This window comes from Micromonospora humida, from assembly GCF_016901255.1.
GTDB lineage: Bacteria > Actinomycetota > Actinomycetes > Mycobacteriales > Micromonosporaceae > Micromonospora > Micromonospora wenchangensis.
Genome location: NZ_JAFEUC010000007.1, coordinates 107742 through 121340 on the forward strand (window position 1 = coordinate 107742; position 13599 = coordinate 121340).

General features: G+C 73.4%; 9 protein-coding genes and 1 pseudogene. 5 read left to right on the top strand and 5 right to left on the bottom strand.

The window, feature by feature from the left end; all coding sequences use genetic code 11:
* Window positions 1-33 precede the first annotated feature (33 nt).
* From JQX11_RS15900 to JQX11_RS15915, 4 genes are all read right to left on the bottom strand, one after another.
* Window positions 34-654: a putative glycolipid-binding domain-containing protein gene (locus JQX11_RS15900; protein ID WP_204925738.1), complete on the bottom strand. Its 621-nt coding sequence runs from the start codon at window positions 652-654 to the stop codon at window positions 34-36.
* A gap of 129 nt (window positions 655-783) precedes the next feature.
* Window positions 784-2682 (bottom strand): DEAD/DEAH box helicase, encoded by a 1899-nt coding sequence (locus JQX11_RS15905; protein ID WP_204925739.1) that lies wholly within the window; start codon window positions 2680-2682, stop codon window positions 784-786.
* Between the two features lie 243 nt (window positions 2683-2925).
* The gene (locus JQX11_RS15910) at window positions 2926-4776 is read right to left on the bottom strand and encodes a hypothetical protein (protein ID WP_204925740.1); all 1851 of its coding nucleotides are present in this window, start codon (window positions 4774-4776) and stop codon (window positions 2926-2928) included.
* 132 nt (window positions 4777-4908) lie between these two features.
* Window positions 4909-6477 (bottom strand): C40 family peptidase, encoded by a 1569-nt coding sequence (locus JQX11_RS15915; protein ID WP_204925741.1) that lies wholly within the window; start codon window positions 6475-6477, stop codon window positions 4909-4911.
* Window positions 6478-6724: 247 nt separating this feature from the next.
* Here JQX11_RS15915 and mqnE point away from each other — a divergent pair, with 247 nt between their 5' ends.
* From mqnE to JQX11_RS15930, 3 genes are all read left to right on the top strand, one after another.
* Window positions 6725-7894 (top strand): aminofutalosine synthase MqnE, encoded by a 1170-nt coding sequence (gene mqnE, locus JQX11_RS15920; RefSeq protein WP_204925742.1) that lies wholly within the window; start codon window positions 6725-6727, stop codon window positions 7892-7894.
* A gap of 23 nt (window positions 7895-7917) precedes the next feature.
* A complete protein-coding gene (locus JQX11_RS15925; RefSeq protein ID WP_204925743.1) occupies window positions 7918-8358 on the top strand; it encodes a hypothetical protein in 441 nt (146 codons plus the stop codon).
* A 166-nt stretch (window positions 8359-8524) separates the two neighbouring features.
* Entirely contained in the window at window positions 8525-8797 is a 273-nt protein-coding gene (locus JQX11_RS15930; RefSeq protein ID WP_204925744.1) for a DUF4229 domain-containing protein, read from the top strand.
* 493 nt (window positions 8798-9290) lie between these two features.
* Here JQX11_RS15930 and JQX11_RS15935 read toward each other — a convergent pair whose 3' ends face one another.
* The gene (locus JQX11_RS15935; protein ID WP_232377960.1) at window positions 9291-10721 is read right to left on the bottom strand and encodes a C39 family peptidase; all 1431 of its coding nucleotides are present in this window, start codon (window positions 10719-10721) and stop codon (window positions 9291-9293) included.
* 204 nt (window positions 10722-10925) lie between these two features.
* On the opposite strand from JQX11_RS15935, the pseudogene JQX11_RS15940 reads away from it, so the two are divergent.
* Both JQX11_RS15940 and JQX11_RS15945 read left to right on the top strand, forming a co-directional pair.
* Window positions 10926-12233: pseudogene (locus tag JQX11_RS15940) on the top strand (M14 family metallopeptidase); the annotation flags it as partial.
* Between the two features lie 359 nt (window positions 12234-12592).
* Window positions 12593-13531, top strand: a complete 939-nt coding sequence (locus tag JQX11_RS15945) for an ABC transporter substrate-binding protein (protein WP_204925746.1) — start codon at window positions 12593-12595, stop codon at window positions 13529-13531.
* The last annotated feature ends 68 nt before the right edge of the window (window positions 13532-13599 follow it).

Genomic DNA, 13599 nt, shown 5'->3' on the forward strand with positions numbered 1-13599 from the left:
CGGCGCGGCCGTGCCCGCCCTGGTTCCCCCCGGTCAGCCCAGGTCGGCCCGGTCGGCCAGCCCGGGGTAGTGCCGGACCAGCCCCTCGCCGTCCACCTCCAGTTCGGTGCGGAAGGTGTCGCTGGTGAACCCCACCCGCCCCGGCCCGAGCGCGGTGTAGACCTGCTCGCCGGCCACCACCTCCAGGCTGGGCACCAGCACCCACGCCACGGTGATCCGGTGCTCGGTGCTGGCTGCGGCCCCCGCCAGCCCCAGCCGACGGATCGGCAGGCTGTTGAACAGGGCCGAGCCGCCCAGGTCGACGTCGAGCGCCGCGTGCAGCCGGTCGGTGTCCTCCATGCCGGGCAGGCCGGCCGGCGGCTGCCCGGCCGCCCGCAACGCCGCGTCCAGGTCACCCTGCTCGCCGGTGCGCACCCGCCATCCGTCCGCGCCGCGTTCCAGCCGTACGCTCCGCGACCAGCCGGCCCCCTCCACCTCCACGGCGAGCGAGGTGGTGGCCCCGTCCGCGCCGGTCTCCAACCGGTAGCGGCAGGTGTAGGGGATCGGGTCGACGGCCAGTTGGGTCCCGTGTGCGGCGAATCCGGCCCCGTCGTCGAGGACGGCGTGCTCGGCCCCGGCGGTGTCGGTCCGGCTCCAGAAAAGTGACCTCGGCATGGTTCGGACGTTACGCCAGCAGGGCGTCGACGGCAGCGCATGCGCGAACGCCGCCCCGGAGCAGGTGCTCCGGGGCGGCGTCGGAAAACCGCGGGGGACCGTGGCCGGGGCGGCCCGCTCCCGATTCGATCAGTGGGTACGCGCCGGCGGCCGGCCGCCGAAGCCCCGCCGGTCGTCACGCGGCCGGTCGTCCCGGACCCGGCCCTCGGTGCGGAACCCGCCCCGACGGTCGGTGCCACGCGGGTCGCCGCCGCCGAACCGACGCTCGCCGGACCGCTGCTCGCCCCGGGCGTCCCGGTCGCCGAAGCGCGGCTCACTGCGCTCGCCGAAGCGCCGGTCGCCGTAACCCCGGTCGCCGTAGCTCCGGTCGGTCCGGGGACGCTCGGCGTAGCCGCGCTCGCCGCTCGGCCGCTCGCGGTAACCCCCGCCGGTCCGCTCGCCGAAGCCCTGCCCGCCGCCGGTCCGCTCGCCGTAGCCGGCCCCGCCGGTGGGGCGGTCACGGTAGCCGTGCTCGCCGCTCCCGGTCCGGTCGCCGTAACCCCGGTCGCCGGTGGGACGGTCGTCCCGGGCGGCGCGGTCACCGTAGGGCCGGTCGCCGTAGCGGCGGTCCCCGGTCGGCCGGTCGCCGTAGCTCCGCTCCCGGGCCGGGCGCTCCCCGCCGTAGCCGCCGCGGCCGTCCCGGCTGCCGCCGTGGCCCCGGTCGCCGCCGTAGCCCCGGGCGTCCCGGTCGCCGAAGCGGCGCGGGCGGTCGCCGTGCCGGCGCGGCTCGGGCTCCTCGCGGACCGGGACACCGCTGGGCTCGCGGGCACCGGTCAGCTCGGCGAGCACCGCGTCGCCGGCCCGCACCCGGGTCTCGGCCGGCTCCACGCCCGCCTTCTCCAGCATCGCCAGCGTGGTCCGCCGCTGCTTGGGCAGCACCAGCGTGGCCACCGCGCCGGACTCGCCGGCCCGCGCGGTACGCCCCGCCCGGTGCAGGTAGTCCTTCGGGTCCTTCGGCGGGTCGATGTGCAGCACCAGGGACACCCCGTCGACGTGGATGCCCCGGGCCGCCACGTCGGTGGCGACCAGCACGTCCATCCGTCCCTCGCGGAACTCGGCGAGGGTCTTGGTACGCATCCGCTGGGTCTTGCCGCCGTGCAGCCCACCGGCCCGTACGCCCACCGCGCCGAGCTGTTCCACCAGCCGGTCGACACCGAGCTGGGTACGGGCGAAGAGCATCGTCCGGCCGGACCGGGCCGCGATCGACGCCGCCACGGCGAACTTGTCGTGCGGCGGGATCAGCAGCAGATGGTGGTCCATCGTGGACACCGAGGCGGTCGACGGCGCGGTGGAGTGCGTCACCGGGTCGGTCATGAACCGCTTGACCAGGGCGTCGACGTCACCGTCCAACGTGGCCGAGAACAGCAGCCGCTGGGCGCCCGCCGGGGTCTTGGTGAGCAGCTCGGTGACCTCGGGAAGGAAGCCCATGTCGGCCATCTGGTCGGCCTCGTCGAGGACGGTCACCTCGACGTCGTCCAGGACGCAGACGCCCCGGTTGATCAGGTCACCGAGCCGGCCCGGAGTGGCCACGACGATCTCGACGCCCCGGCGCAGCGCGTCGATCTGCCGGTCGTACGGCACGCCGCCGACGGCGGTCTTGAGGAAGATCCCGACGGCCTTGCCCAGCGGCAGCAGCGCGTCGTTGACCTGCATCGCCAGCTCACGGGTGGGGACGAGGACCAGGGCGCGCGGGTGCAGCGGCCGGGCCCGGTTGAGCTCGGCCAGCCGGGCGACGATCGGCAGGCCGAAGGCGAGGGTCTTGCCGGAGCCGGTCTGGCCCCGGCCGAGGACGTCCCGGCCGGCGAGGGCGTCGGGCACGGTGGCCCGCTGGATCTCGAACGGGGTGGTGATGCCCTGCCGGGCGAGGGCGTCGACGAGCTGCCGGGGCAGACCCAGGTCGGCGAAGCCGACGGGGGTGGCCGGGGTGACGTCGTCGGTCGGGAGGTCGTGGACGGACGGACTGGTGCCGGGGTCAACGGAGGTGGTCAAGAAATGCCTTTCGAGCGGGGCGCATCTTCGCGATGGCCCGCCGCAGCATGGGTACGCCGCCGAATCGCCCGCAAGATCGCCCAGGGGCACGCCACGCGTGCCGGGTCAGTGATCCCGACAAGTGTACGGCGCTCCGGCGACGTCGCCAGTGTGCCCCGAGCCGGTAGTGGGCGGACTCACCCGTTCCGGGCATCCCCCACCTGCCTGACCGGTCCCCTTCACCGGCGTCGCCAGCGGCCGGCCTCACTGGGACAGCATGCCGCCGACCAGCCCGTCCATCACGTCGTTGGCGAGCAGGACGACGAGCACGCTGATCGCCACCAACAGCCCCAGCGAGGCGGCGAGCACGATCACCACCCGGGTGGTCCTGGACCTCGGGGCCGGCGTGTCGGACCAGCCCTGGGCCAGGATGTGCCCGGTCAGCGAGCCGGAGTTCTCCACCGGGTTGCCGGCCGGGAAGGCGATCGTGGCGTGCGCAGGGCCGTCGGTGCCGCCGTAGCCGACGCTGGCCAGGTCCGGGCCGCCCTGGTAGGGCGTACCGGAGGAGGGGCGGGTCGTGCCGCCGGCCGTGCGACGTGGTGCGGGCCCGGATGCCGGCCGGTTGGGCAGTGCAGGGGCCGGTACCACCGGCAGCGCCGAGGTCGCGCCGTCACCCACCGGGTCGGGCACGACCGGGGCCCGGAACGTCGGCATCGCCGAACCGGCTGCTCCCGCGCTGCCGGCTCCCGCGCTGCCGGCTCCCGCGCTGCCGGCCCCCGCGCTGCCGGCATCCGTTCGGCCGGTACCCGCCGGGGCGGGAGGCGCGGAGGTGGGCGGGGCGAAGGCGGAAGGTGCCGGGGATGCAGCGGTCGGCGGGGCGAACGCGGAGGGCGACCCGAAGGCCGGCGGGGTGAAGCTGGCGGGTGCCGGGGGTGCGGAGGCCGGCGGGATGAGGCTGGCCGGTGCGGAGGGCGTCGCGGCCGGGGGTGCGGAGGTGGGCGGCCGGAAGACCGGGGAGGTCGCGGCAGGGGGCGCGGAAGCCGGGGGTGCCGAGGCCGGGATGCTGCCGGCCGGGGGTGCCGAGGCGGGTGGGGCGACGGTGCCGCCGGTCGTGGGCACGGTGGCGGAGGCGCTGGCCCGGAAGGTCGTCGGGGTGGCGGGCACGGCCGGGGGCGGGGGGAACGGGGGCGCCGGCATCGGGCCGGGCGGTGGTGGGGGCGGGGGCACCGCCGGACCCGGGGGCGGCAGCGGCGGCCCCGGTACGGGTGGGACCGGACCGGGTGGGACCGGACCGGGTGGGACCGGAACGGGACCCGGCGGTGGACCGGGCAGCGGCGGGACCGGCGCGGGGAACGGGCCGGGGGCCGGCGGCTCGGGAGTGACCGGGCCCGGGGCCGGCTCGGGGGTGGGGGCCGGCAACGGTTCGGGGGCGGGCTCCGGCTCCGGCGTCGGCGGGGTGGGGGGCTGGACCGGCTCCGGGGGCTGCGCGGGCTCGGGTGGCTCCGGGTTGACAGGCGTCGACCGGTACACCCCGGGGGCGGCGTCCCCCGGGCGGATGCCCGCGTCGGCCGCCGCGCCCTCCGCCTCGGCGGCGGAGACCCGGCTGAGCCCGGGGACGGAGACGCTGGCCCGTGCCGGGCGGCCGTCCGAGCTGTCGCGCTGCCCGGGAACGGCCGCCGGTCCGCACGGGGCGGGGCTGCCGTCGGCGGGGTCGTCCGGGGCGGATGCCCGGGAGGTCGGGGCGGTGACCGGGCTGCCCTGGGTCGGGCCGCCCGGGGTCGGGTCTCCGCTGGCGGAGCCGTCCGGCTCGGGTGTTCGGGAGGCCGGAACGGCCGGCTCGCCGGCCCGGTAGGTGGTCGCGGTCGCCGGCCCCGCCGTCAGGTCGCCACCCTCGGGTGGGGCGGTCACGGTACGTACGCTGGCCGTGGCGCGGGCAGTGCCGTCGACGGGCGGGCCGGGCCGGACCGGGGTGCTGGTGACCCGGTCGGGGCGGGGCGGGGCGGCGACGGGTTCCGGGGTGGCCCGCCCGGCGTCGTCGGTACGGGCGGCGGGTTCGGCCGGGTCGGGCACCGGTCCCTGGTCGACGTGCCCCACCGGAACCTCTTGCTCGCCCATGCTCGCCCTCCGCGCACCCTCGCACCCGCGTCCCGCGAACGGTGACCGGATGTGCCTCGTGTCACCGTGCCACATCTCGTCCCGTCGGCACAGCCGGAGTGCCGACGGGACGGTCGGGACGGTGCCGGCCGGTCAGCTCCCGGTGCTCGCCGAGGCACCCGCCGATGCCGGGGCGGACGCTGATCGGCTGCTCTCCACCGCGCCGCTGTCCTCCGGGCTCGGGGTGCCGGAACCGGTGAGGCTCGGCGTCGGGTCGGCGGTCCTGGTCGGCGTGGGGGTCGGCGGCGCGGAGGTGACCGGCGGCCTCGGGGTGGTCGGCGGCTTCGTCGGCCCGGTGGTCGGCCCTCCGGTCGGCCGGGGCGTGGGCGTGGTGGGCTTCGGCGACGCTGTGGTGGGCTTCGGCGTGGGGGTGGTGGGCTTCGGCGACGCCGTGGTGGGCTTCGGGGTGGGCGGCGGGGTGACCGGGGCCCCGGGGCTGGTCACCGCGCCGACGACCCGGGTGGAGGCGTAGAGGCCGGACCACCGCACCTGGGAGATCTTGACCACGTCTCCGCTGCGGGGTGCCTGCACCATCCGCCCGTTGCCGATGTACATCGCGACGTGGTGGATGGTCGTCCAGCTGCTACCCGAGGCGAAGAAGAGCAGGTCGCCGGGGAGCAGGGCGCTCTGCGAGACCGTCCGGCCACGGGTGGCGTAGTACTGGTCGCGGGCGACCCGGGGCAGGTCGTAGTAGCCGGCCGACCGGTAGGCCGCCCACATCAGACCGGAGCAGTCGAACCGGTCCGGGCCCTCGGCCGCCCAGAGGTACGGGTCGCCGAGCTGCGCCAGCGCGTACCGCACGGCGGCGAGCGCCTGCGGGCTGGCGTTCAGGCCGCTGCTGCTCTGTCCCTCGACGTACGCCGACCCGAGCTTCTGCTCGGCGGCCTCCTGCTGCTTCTCCAGGGCGATGAGCTGGGCCTGGTTGTCGGCCCGCAGCTTGGCGATCTTGGCATCGTTGTCGCGCAGCGCCTTCTGCACCGCGGCGAACTGTTCCTCGGCGCGCCGGACCCGGTCGGTGGCGGCGGTGACCGCCTGGGCGGCGACCTGCTCGGCCGTACGGGCGCGGGAGAGTTCGCCGGCCGCCGCCGTGGTCTCGCCCTCGGCCTGCTCGCCCCGGGAGACCCTTTGCAGGACGCTCAGCCCGTGCAGGTCGCGGGCGAACTCGCCGGGCGGCAGGGCGGCGGCGGCCTTGAAGGCGTTCGCGGCGACGGCGTTGGCCTGCTGCTCGGCCACGGTCAGCGCGCCCCGGGCCCGGGTCAGCTCGCTCTGCACGCCGGTGAGCTGCACCCGGGCGTCGTCGCGCTGCTTCTCAAGCTGGAGGAGTTGGTCGGCGAGCTGGCCGTTCTGCGCGGTCAGCGTGTCGATCTGGGACAGCAGCGGGCTGGTCGGCAGGCCGCCGACGGGCGCGGTCGGGCTGCCGGGCTGGCCGACGGTCGGGTAGCCGGGGGCCGCCGCGCCGGGCAGTTGCAGCGAGCCGGTCGCCACCGGTCGGGAACCGGTGTCCGGGACGGTGTTGGGCAGGGCCGGGTCGGCGTAGACCGGGGTGGCCAGGGCCATCGCGGCGACCGCGCCGAGCAGGGCCGACCAGAGCGCCGGACGCAGCACCGGGGAGATCACCGGAACCCGTCGTCGCTGCCGTCGCCTGTGCCCGCTGTCGACCATTCCGCTCCCTGATGCCGCGTGATGGTGCCACCGCGTGAGGTGGGGCGCGGCGACCCGGAACGCCGCCGGTGTGCGCCGCGTCCCATCCTGTCTTACCGCACCGGGACAACGATGTCGATGCGGTGGCAGCTTGGAGAACCCTGGGAGTACGGGTGAGGTAGGTCGCTGGCGGTGCCCGTCCTGCCGACCTGTCGGTCGTCCGACGTAGGCTCGATCGGGACCGCAGGTGGAAGGGACGTGGCTTTCGATGGACGCCGGACTCAAGCGTGAGCTCGAAGAGAAGGTGTACGCGGGGGAGCGACTGACCCGCTCGGACGGGATCGCCCTCTACGAGAGCGACGACCTGACCTGGTTGGGCCGGCTGGCACACCACCGGCGTACCGAGTTGAACGGCGAACGGGTGATGTTCAACGTCAACCGGCACCTCAACCTGACGAACGTCTGTTCCGCCTCGTGTGCGTACTGCTCCTTCCAGCGCAAGCCGGGCGAGAAGGACGCGTACACGATGCGTATCGAGGAGGCGGTCCGCAAGGCCAAGGAGATGGAGGACGAGCAGCTCACCGAGTTGCACATCGTCAACGGCCTGCATCCCACCCTGCCCTGGCGCTACTACCCCAAGGTGCTGCGCGAGCTGAAGGCGGCGCTGCCCAACGTCAAGCTCAAGTGCTTCACCGCGACCGAGGTGCAGTGGTTCGAGAAGATCAGCGGCCTGTCGGCCGACGAGATCCTCGACGAGCTGATGGACGCCGGCCTGGAGTCGTTGACCGGTGGCGGCGCGGAGATCTTCGACTGGGAGGTCCGCCAGCACATCGTCGACCACAACTGCCACTGGGAGGACTGGTCGCGGATCCACGCGCTGGCCCACGCCAAGGGCATGAAGACGCCGGCGACGATGCTCTACGGCCACATCGAGGAGCCCCGGCACCGGGTCGACCACGTGCTGCGGCTGCGCGAGTTGCAGGACGAGACCGGCGGGTTCGCGGTCTTCATCCCGCTGCGCTACCAGCACGACTTCGTCGACTCGGCGGACGGCAAGATCCGTAACCGGATCCAGGCGCGCACCACGATGGCGTCGCCGGCCGAGTCGCTCAAGACGTTCGCGGTCTCCCGGCTGCTGTTCGACAACGTCCCGCACCTGAAGAACTTCTGGGTGATGCACGGCCTGTCGGTGGCCCAGCTCTCGCTCAACTTCGGCGTGGACGACCTGGACGGCTCGGTCGTCGAATACAAGATCACCCACGATGCCGACTCGTACGGCACCCCGAACACCATGCACCGCGACGACCTGCTCAACCTGATCTGGGACGCCGGTTTCCAGCCGGTGGAGCGGGACACCCGCTACAACGTGGTCCGCGAGTACGACCGGGCGCCGTCGCTTTCGTCTCGGCGTGCCGAGCCGCAGCAGGTCTGGGCCTGACCCGGCCGTATGCTCGTCACACCATGACCGGACAGCAGCCGACCGCGCAGCAGCGCAGCGGGTTTCCCCGCCGGGACGCCGAGGGACGCATCCTGACCCTGGGTGACCTGCTCGGGGTGAGCCTGGCCGGTTGGGTGATCGGCGTGCTGGCACTGGTGCTCTTCGACTGGGCGTTCGCGGTGGCCGGCGCGGGCGACTTCGGCCGTACCAACGGCTGGCTTGCGGTGATCCTGCCGGCCTGGCTGTTCTGGGACGACTTCCGGGCCTGGGACTTCGGTGCGGCCCGGGTGGTGGCGGCCCTGTCCGCCGCGGTGGTCGCGGTGCTCGCCGGGCTGCTGGTGGCGGGCCTTGCGTCCGGGCTCGCGCCGCTGCTCACCGGCGGGCTGGCCGCACTCGCGTTCACCGTCGGGTACGCGGTCCTCTGGTTCCAGGGCGTGCACTGGCTGGCCCGACGCACGGGCTGAACCACCGGTGTCGGAGCCCCGACGCAGAAGCAGGAAATGGGGAAAGACATGAGCGCGAGGAGTGAGCGGGTTGTGCGAGCCCCGCAGTCGCGACTTAAGGCGGTCCGGTGAGCGCGAGGAGTGAGCGGGTTGTGCGAGCCCCGCAGTCGCGACTTAAGGCGGTCCGGTGAGCGCGGCGGTCAAGTACACGTTGGCCCGGATCGGGCTGTTCCTGCTGGTCGTGGTGGCACTGTGGCCGGTCGGGATGAACCTGTTCCTCAAGCTCATGGTGGCATTGATCTTCTCGGCCGCCGCGTCGTTCTTCCTGCTTCGGGGCTGGCGGGACCAGATGGCCGAGGAGGTGGCCGCCGCCGCGGAGCGACGTCGGGCGGAGAAGGAACGGCTGCGTTCCGCGCTGGCCGGCGACGACCACCCGGTCGAGGGTGACCCCCGCCCCTGACCTCCCGCCCTCGCCCCCGCCCCTGACCCCCCGCCCGACCCGCGCACTCGTTCGTGCCCTGCGCGTTCGCGCACTGCCCGGCCCGCATCGGTCGCGCGCCCCGCTGCGCGGCCGGGGCGACCCGGAGATCCACTCCAGAGCAGCGAAGTAGCGGTATCACTGAGCAGTGATACCGCTACTTCGGCTCACCTGAGTGGATCTCTCGGCCGACCGGGGCGGATCTGGGCCTGGTCGGCCGAGAAACCACTCAGGGGCGGGCCAGTGGCGGTATCGCCGAGTGGTGATGCCGCTGTTCCGGCCCCTGAGCACATCGCTTCCAGGCTGGCCCGGGTGGATCTGGGCCTTGGCGGCCAAGATCCACTCTAGGGTGGCGAAGTAGGGGTGTCGCCGGGCGGTTATGCCGCTACTTCGGCCCACGGGGGGTCGATCATCCGACCCGACTGCGGCCGCCGCCCACCCGCCCGACGGGATCTCGGGCGGGTGGGGGTGGGGGTCACCAGTTGGTCGAGCCGGGGACGACCGGCCAGGGGCGGTCGGTCGGCTTGATCAGGTAGGCGATGCCGCCCGATCCGCCGGCCACCGTGCCGTCGGCCCGGTGCCGCTTGGTTCGTAGCCAGATCTGCTCGAACTGGTCGCGTCGGTAGACGTTGCGCACCTCGGCGTTGGACGCGGACGCCGGGTCGTTGACGATCACGTCGCCGTCGGCGGTGAAGCCGACGATCACGAACAGGTGCCCGGAGGTGCCGTAGTTCGACCCGTCCAGCTCGGTGTCGAGGAAGGACTGCGAGGTGACCACGGGGATGCCGGCGCGGATGAAGCGTTCCGCCTCGTCGAGGGAGTGCAGTCGGGTGACGCGGGCGTCGATGCCGGGGAAGCTGGCGGCGTACGCGGTGTTGAACGGCCAGTTGCCCGCGCCCTCGTACTCGTTGTCCCAGGTCATCCGGGCGGCGTGGACGACCTGCGGGTCGGGGTGGCCGGGGTCGATCCAGGACAGGTCGGCCGCCGACGGGAGTTTGCCGTAGTACTCCAGCACCATCGTGGTGGACGTCGGGCTGCACCAGACCTGGCCGCCGCCGCCCCACTCGGGGTAGCTGCCCCGGTGGATCATCTGGGATCGGGCCGGCACCGGCAGTTCGGTGCCCCAGGCGATGCCACCCCGGCTCGGCGGGACGGTGAACCGGTCGGGCACGTGTGAACTCATCGCGCCGAGCATCCGGACCCGGGGCGCTGCGGCCTGGCCGGGTGCGCGGTAGAGGGTCAACCGGAGCTGGTACGACCGCAGCAGCACCCCGGCGTCCGCGTCGTCGATGGCGAACGTGTCGGTCCACACGCTGGACCAGGGGTCGCCCTGACCGTCCAGGGTGGCCCTCGCGATGTCCCCGTCGCCGGAGGCCCAGCGGGCCATGACGTACCACGGGGTGTGGTCGCCGGTGGAGTAGGTGCCCTGGAGTTCGACCTGGAGCCAGGTGCCGGCGGGGGTGTCGGCGTTCCAGGAGGCGACCAGTTCGGTGGCGTCGAAGCCGATCGGGGTGGGCGGGGAGGTCCAGGTGGCGTATTCCCAGGTGCGGGTGGTGCCGGTGTGTTCGTCGGTGAACTCGGTGGTGCCGGCGGGGCGACCGATGGTGAGACCGGCGTGGTGGCCGGGTACGGCGTGGGTGCCCCGGTGGGTGCCGGCCCGCCAGTCGGGGTAGCGGGACCACTCCTGGAAGGTGATCTGCTCGTCGTGCCCACCGGCGGGCGGACGGTCCCCGGCGGGCGGACGGTCCTCGGCGGGCGGACGGTCCCCGGTGGGCGGGTGCGTTCCGGTGGGCGGGTGCGTTCCGGTGGGTGACGGGCCGCCGGCCCGGACGGGTGCGGTGCTGGCGAGCAGGGTGAGGGTGGCGACGCCGACCAGGGCGACCGTGCGCAGGACTCTGCTGGACATGGCAACTCCGCAGGGTGGGGAATCGTTGCCGTTCACTGTCCCGCTTGGCAGGAAGTTTCGCCAGAGGGTGTCGTCAGGAAAACCATTGCCGGTATGACGATCCGGTCGGGATGGTTGGAGACAGTCACAGATATTGATATGACCATGTGACTGCTGGTGGAGTGGGCGCACAACGGGATACCCCGTACCCCGAGGAGGATGTCCATGGCCTTCCGCACCTCCCCCTTCCGGCGTCGCCTGGCGCTCGCCGTCGTCGCCGGCCTCGGCCTCACCGCCGTCGCCACCGGGCCGGTCTCCGCCCGCCCGGCCCCGGAGCCCGAGCCCACCGCCGTCAGCTACCGCGTGCTGGGTCCGCGTACCCTCGCCGACCGCAATGCGGTCGCCCGCACCGGCGCGGCCATCGACTCCGCCGAGCACGGCGTGCTGTACGTCTCGGCCAACCGGTCCGAGGCCGCCGCCATCACCCGGCTCGGCTTCCGGCTGGAACGGGAGGTCGAGCCGGCCCCCGCCGAGGGCGCCCGCGCCAACGCCTTCCCGCCGGCCGACTCGAACTACCACGACTACGCCGAGCTGACCACCGTGGTCAACCAGGTGGTCGCCGACCACCCGGCGATCGCCCGCAAGATCAGCATCGGTCGGTCGTACGAGGGCCGCGACCTGATGGCGGTGAAGATCTCGGACAACGTCGGCACCGACGAGGCCGAACCGGAGATCCTGTTCAACTCCCAGCAGCACGCCCGCGAGCACCTGACCGTCGAGATGGCGATCTACCTGCTGAACCTGTTCACCGACAGCTACGGCAGCGACTCGCGGATCACCAGCATCGTCAACTCCCGGGAGATCTGGATCGTCCCCACGGTCAACCCGGACGGCAGCGAGTACGACATCGCCACCGGCTCCTACCGGTCCTGGCGGAAGAACCGGCAGCCCAACAGCGGTGCGGCGGCGGTCGGCACCGACCTGAACCGCAACTGGGGCTACAACTGGGGCTGCTGCGGCGGCTCGTCCGGCGCGCCGTCGTCGAGCACCTACCGGGGGCCGTCCGCCTTCTCCGCGCCGGAGACCAAGGCGCTGCGGGACTTCGTCAACAGCCGGGTCGTCGGCGGGGTGCAGCAGATCAAGGCCAACATCGACTGGCACACCTACTCGCAGCTGGTGCTCTGGCCGTTCGGCTACACCACGGCGAACACCCCCAGCGGGATGACCGCCGACCAGTACAACACCTTCGCCACCCTCGGGCAGCGGATGGCGGCCACCAACGGCTACACCCCCGAGCAGTCCAGCGACCTCTACATCACCGACGGCGACAGCCTCGACTGGATGTGGGCGACCCACAAGATCTGGGCGTACACCTTCGAGATGTACCCCGGATCGTCCGGGGCCGGCGGCGGCTTCTACCCGCCCGACGAGGTGATCCCCGCGCAGACCTCCCGCAACAAGGAGGCGGTGCTGCTCCTGTCCGAGTACGCCGACTGCCCCTACCGCGTGATCAACAAGCAGAGCACCTACTGCTGAGTTACCGGACGTCATTCCGGGTGGGGTCCCGTAAGCCCCCGACGGGGCCCCACCCACCCCCTCCCGTCCGGACGATCTTCGCTGGTGGTGCGCTACCGTGGCACCCGATCGACCGCAGCGAAGCCGGTGCGAAACCGGCGCTGTCCCGCAACTGTGATGACCCACCCAGGCTCCCCGCCCCGCGCCGGAGCCGCCGCGACGCCCGGCCCGACGTGGCCGGCGTCGCCGTGTGTGGGGACGAGCCAGGTCGCCTGCGGTCGGTCGCGACACGCGCTCTCGAGGAAGGGCGCCTCGCGGACGGGCGCGCACCACGCTCCCTGTCGGCGAAGCACGCTCCTCGACCGACAGGAGGCCAGATGTCCCGACGTACCCCCCGGCTGTTCGCCGCGACCCTCGCGGTGGCCGCCCTCGCCCTCGGCGCGTGCGCCGAGAAGACCTCCGACGACACCCCTGCCGCCGGCAGCAGCTCCGGCGCGGCGGCCTTCCCGGCCACGGTGGGCAACCTCACCCTCGACAAGCGGCCCGAGAAGATCGTCTCGCTGTCGCCGACCGCGACCGAGATGCTCTTCGCCATCGGGGCCGGCAAGCAGGTCACCGCCGTCGACGACCAGTCGAACTACCCGGCCGACGCGCCCAAGAGCGAACTGTCCGGCTTCCAGCCGAACGCCGAGGCGATCGCCGGCAAGAACCCCGACCTGGTGGTCCTCGCCAACGACACCAACAAGATCATCGCTCAGCTCACCGCGCTGAAGGTCCCGGTGCTGCTCACCCCGGCCGCCGCCACCCTCGATGACACCTACCGGCAGCTCACCGACCTGGGCACCCTGACCGGCCACCCGACCGAGGCGGCCGACGTCACCGCCCGGATGAAGGACGAGATCGGCAAGCTGACCAAGGACCTGCCGCAGCGGTCGACGAAGCTGACCTACTACCACGAGCTGGGGCCGGAGCTGTACAGCGCGACCAGCAAGACCTTCATCGGCTCGATCTACGCGCTGGCCGGCCTGGAGAACATCGCCGACGCCTCCGACGCCGACGGCAAGAACGGCGGATACCCGCAGCTCTCCCAGGAGGTCATCGTCAAGGCGAACCCCGACTTCGTCTTCCTCGCCGACGTCAAGTGCTGCCAGCAGAGCGCCGACACGGTCAAGGCCCGCAGCGGCTGGGCCGGCGTCACCGCCGTCAAGAACAACCAGGTCGTCGCGCTCGACGACGACGTCGCCTCGCGGTGGGGGCCGCGCGTGGTCGACCTGCTCCGGTCGATCGTCGACGCCACCGCCAAGGTGCCGGCGTGACGGTCCGGTGACCGTGCGGTCCACCACACCCGCACCGGCCGGGACGCGCGACGCGTCCCGGCCGGCCC

Excerpts from the sequence above, each read along its gene's own strand:
- JQX11_RS15900 (WP_204925738.1), bottom strand. The coding sequence starts at position 654 with ATGCCGAGGTCACTTTTCTGGAGCCGGACCGACACCGCCGGGGCCGAG.
- JQX11_RS15910 (WP_204925740.1), bottom strand. The coding sequence starts at position 4,776 with ATGGGCGAGCAAGAGGTTCCGGTGGGGCACGTCGACCAGGGACCGGTG.
- JQX11_RS15915 (WP_204925741.1), bottom strand. The coding sequence starts at position 6,477 with ATGGTCGACAGCGGGCACAGGCGACGGCAGCGACGACGGGTTCCGGTG.
- mqnE (WP_204925742.1), top strand. The coding sequence starts at position 6,725 with ATGGACGCCGGACTCAAGCGTGAGCTCGAAGAGAAGGTGTACGCGGGG.
- JQX11_RS15925 (WP_204925743.1), top strand. The coding sequence starts at position 7,918 with ATGACCGGACAGCAGCCGACCGCGCAGCAGCGCAGCGGGTTTCCCCGC.
- JQX11_RS15935 (WP_232377960.1), bottom strand. The coding sequence starts at position 10,721 with ATGTCCAGCAGAGTCCTGCGCACGGTCGCCCTGGTCGGCGTCGCCACC.
- JQX11_RS15945 (WP_204925746.1), top strand. The coding sequence starts at position 12,593 with ATGTCCCGACGTACCCCCCGGCTGTTCGCCGCGACCCTCGCGGTGGCC.